2 rRNA genes are annotated in these 3371 nt (G+C 51.1%); both read left to right on the plus strand.

Features of this window, described 5'->3' with window-relative positions:
* The first annotated feature begins 165 nt into the window (after positions 1–165).
* Positions 166–3058: ribosomal RNA gene (locus tag PMI28_RS02820) — 23S ribosomal RNA — on the plus strand.
* A gap of 151 nt (positions 3059–3209) precedes the next feature.
* A 5S ribosomal RNA gene (gene rrf / locus PMI28_RS02815) occupies positions 3210–3325 on the plus strand.
* Positions 3326–3371: the final 46 nt, after the last annotated feature.

Here is a 3371-nt window from a genome sequence, read left to right on the forward strand (position 1 = left end):
TCGTTCTTTAAAAATTTGGGTATGTGATAGAAAGATAGACTGAACGTTACTTTCACTGGTAACGGCTCAGGCTAAGGTAAAATTTGTGAGTTGCTCTTTAGGAGCACAATCGAATTTTCGGCGAATGTCGTCTTCACAGTATAACCAGATTGCTTGGGGTTATATGGTCAAGTGAAGAAGCGCATACGGTGGATGCCTTGGCAGTCAGAGGCGATGAAAGACGTGGTAGCCTGCGAAAAGCTTCGGGGAGTCGGCAAACAGACTTTGATCCGGAGATGTCTGAATGGGGGAACCCAGCCATCATAAGATGGTTATCTTGTACTGAATACATAGGTGCAAGAGGCGAACCAGGGGAACTGAAACATCTAAGTACCCTGAGGAAAAGAAATCAACCGAGATTCCCTTAGTAGTGGCGAGCGAACGGGGACTAGCCCTTAAGTGGCTTTGAGATTAGCGGAACGCTCTGGAAAGTGCGGCCATAGTGGGTGATAGCCCTGTACGCGAAAATCTCTTAGTCATGAAATCGAGTAGGACGGAGCACGAGAAACTTTGTCTGAATATGGGGGGACCATCCTCCAAGGCTAAATACTACTGACTGACCGATAGTGAACTAGTACCGTGAGGGAAAGGCGAAAAGAACCCCGGAGAGGGGAGTGAAATAGATCCTGAAACCGTATGCGTACAAGCAGTGGGAGCCCACTTTGTTGGGTGACTGCGTACCTTTTGTATAATGGGTCAGCGACTTATTTTCAGTGGCGAGCTTAACCGAATAGGGGAGGCGTAGCGAAAGCGAGTCTTAATAGGGCGTCTAGTCGCTGGGAATAGACCCGAAACCGGGCGATCTATCCATGGGCAGGTTGAAGGTTAGGTAACACTGACTGGAGGACCGAACCGACTACCGTTGAAAAGTTAGCGGATGACCTGTGGATCGGAGTGAAAGGCTAATCAAGCTCGGAGATAGCTGGTTCTCCTCGAAAGCTATTTAGGTAGCGCCTCATGTATCACTGTAGGGGGTAGAGCACTGTTTCGGCTAGGGGGTCATCCCGACTTACCAAACCGATGCAAACTCCGAATACCTACAAGTGCCGAGCATGGGAGACACACGGCGGGTGCTAACGTCCGTCGTGAAAAGGGAAACAACCCAGACCGTCAGCTAAGGTCCCAAAGTTATGGTTAAGTGGGAAACGATGTGGGAAGGCTTAGACAGCTAGGAGGTTGGCTTAGAAGCAGCCACCCTTTAAAGAAAGCGTAATAGCTCACTAGTCGAGTCGGCCTGCGCGGAAGATGTAACGGGGCTCAAACCATACACCGAAGCTACGGGTATCATCTTCGGATGATGCGGTAGAGGAGCGTTCTGTAAGCCTGTGAAGGTGAGTTGAGAAGCTTGCTGGAGGTATCAGAAGTGCGAATGCTGACATGAGTAACGACAATGGGTGTGAAAAACACCCACGCCGAAAGACCAAGGTTTCCTGCGCAACGTTAATCGACGCAGGGTTAGTCGGTCCCTAAGGCGAGGCTGAAAAGCGTAGTCGATGGAAAACAGGTTAATATTCCTGTACTTCTGGTTATTGCGATGGAGGGACGGAGAAGGCTAGGCCAGCTTGGCGTTGGTTGTCAAGTTTAAGGTGGTAGGCTGGAATCTTAGGTAAATCCGGGATTCTAAGGCCGAGAGCTGATGACGAGTTACCCTCTGGGTGACGAAGTGGTTGATGCCATGCTTCCAAGAAAAGCTTCTAAGCTTCAGATAACCAGGAACCGTACCCCAAACCGACACAGGTGGTTGGGTAGAGAATACCAAGGCGCTTGAGAGAACTCGGGTGAAGGAACTAGGCAAAATGGCACCGTAACTTCGGGAGAAGGTGCGCCGGTGAGGGTGAAGCATTTACTGCGTAAGCCCACGCCGGTCGAAGATACCAGGCCGCTGCGACTGTTTATTAAAAACACAGCACTCTGCAAACACGAAAGTGGACGTATAGGGTGTGACGCCTGCCCGGTGCCGGAAGGTTAATTGATGGGGTTAGCTAACGCGAAGCTCTTGATCGAAGCCCCGGTAAACGGCGGCCGTAACTATAACGGTCCTAAGGTAGCGAAATTCCTTGTCGGGTAAGTTCCGACCTGCACGAATGGCGTAACGATGGCGGCGCTGTCTCCACCCGAGACTCAGTGAAATTGAAATCGCTGTGAAGATGCAGTGTATCCGCGGCTAGACGGAAAGACCCCGTGAACCTTTACTATAGCTTTGCACTGGACTTTGAATTTGCTTGTGTAGGATAGGTGGGAGGCTTTGAAGCGTGGACGCCAGTTCGCGTGGAGCCATCCTTGAAATACCACCCTGGCAACTTTGAGGTTCTAACTCAGGTCCGTTATCCGGATCGAGGACAGTGTATGGTGGGTAGTTTGACTGGGGCGGTCTCCTCCTAAAGAGTAACGGAGGAGTACGAAGGTGCGCTCAGACCGGTCGGAAATCGGTCGTAGAGTATAAAGGCAAAAGCGCGCTTGACTGCGAGACAGACACGTCGAGCAGGTACGAAAGTAGGTCTTAGTGATCCGGTGGTTCTGTATGGAAGGGCCATCGCTCAACGGATAAAAGGTACTCCGGGGATAACAGGCTGATACCGCCCAAGAGTTCATATCGACGGCGGTGTTTGGCACCTCGATGTCGGCTCATCACATCCTGGGGCTGAAGCCGGTCCCAAGGGTATGGCTGTTCGCCATTTAAAGTGGTACGCGAGCTGGGTTTAGAACGTCGTGAGACAGTTCGGTCCCTATCTGCCGTGGACGTTTGAGATTTGAGAGGGGCTGCTCCTAGTACGAGAGGACCGGAGTGGACGAACCTCTGGTGTTCCGGTTGTCACGCCAGTGGCATTGCCGGGTAGCTATGTTCGGGAAAGATAACCGCTGAAAGCATCTAAGCGGGAAACTTGCCTCAAGATGAGATCTCACTGGAACCTTGAGTTCCCTGAAGGGCCGTCGAAGACTACGACGTTGATAGGTTGGGTGTGTAAGCGCTGTGAGGCGTTGAGCTAACCAATACTAATTGCCCGTGAGGCTTGACCATATAACACCCAAGCAATTTGCGTCGAAAGGCCAGATTGCGGTGTGTGAAGACGCAATGAACCGAAAGTTCGAGAGACTCACAAAACACCAAACTATCACCTACCCAATTTGCTGAAGCGAGGCCAGCCGGTCACGACTCAGTACCCGAATTTCTTGACGACCATAGAGCATTGGAACCACCTGATCCCATCCCGAACTCAGCAGTGAAACGATGCATCGCCGATGGTAGTGTGGGGTTTCCCCATGTGAGAGTAGGTCATCGTCAAGATTAAATTCCGAAACCCCAATTGCGAAAGCAGTTGGGGTTTTGTTTT

This window comes from Pseudomonas sp. GM48, assembly GCF_000282335.1.
GTDB lineage: Bacteria > Pseudomonadota > Gammaproteobacteria > Pseudomonadales > Pseudomonadaceae > Aquipseudomonas.